We start from the raw sequence: 715 nt of genomic DNA, 5'->3' as shown, positions 1-715 counted from the left end.
GCGCGGGGTCGGGGGCGCGGCCGCTCAGGCCTCCGTCACCGCCATCCCGGTTCCGGCAAAGCGATCGGCCCGGAAGCGCGAGGCGCGAAAGCTTCCGGCCTCGGTCGCGTCCACCTCGCCGCGCTGCACCCGAGTCGTCGCGCAGGCCTGGCCGCGGAAGGCGAGGCGGCCGTCGGGGTCGCGGCGCAGGTCGAACAGGGCAGGGGGCAGGGCGAGGCGGGCGGGCTCCGCGAGCACCGAGGCGAGATCCGACGCGGGACCGCTCGACCTGGAGCGCCTGACCGACAGCACCGCGTCCTCGTCGAAGGCCAGCACGTCGAGGACCGGCGATCCCGCGGCCCGATCCGCCGCGTGCGGAGGCACCGACCCTGGGGCGCGACGGGCCAGGACCACGGAGCGCGTCGCCGGGGGCAGGGCGTCGAGGGCCTGTTCCAGGAAAGCCGGGGCGACGAGATGGGTCGGGCGCGGCTGCGCCAGGTTCTCGATCAGGGCCGGCCCGTCGAAGACCGGCATCGTCTCGAGGTCGACGCCCGCGGCGAGCGCCGCACCGAGCCCGGTGATGAGCCCGCGCAGGTCGGAGGGCGGCAGCAGGGTGAGGATTCGGTCGCCGGGTTCGATCCGGGCCGACACGAGATGCGCGGCGATCGCCGCGAGCAGCGCGTCTCCGGTGCGGTGGACCGGCCGGGCCGGATCGCCGGCCGCGAAGCTGACGAGG

Annotated in this window: 1 pseudogene; it reads right to left on the bottom strand. The window is 76.5% G+C overall.

The features are described 5' to 3' along the window. Window positions 1-24: 24 nt before the first annotated feature. Window positions 25-715, bottom strand: a pseudogene (locus FV222_RS30350) (long-chain fatty acid--CoA ligase); the annotation flags it as partial.

The organism is Methylobacterium sp. WL103, assembly GCF_008039885.1.
Classification (GTDB): domain Bacteria; phylum Pseudomonadota; class Alphaproteobacteria; order Rhizobiales; family Beijerinckiaceae; genus Methylobacterium; species Methylobacterium cerastii.
Note: the sequence above shows the minus strand (reverse complement) of the source record. Positions and strands in the feature narration are given on the sequence as shown.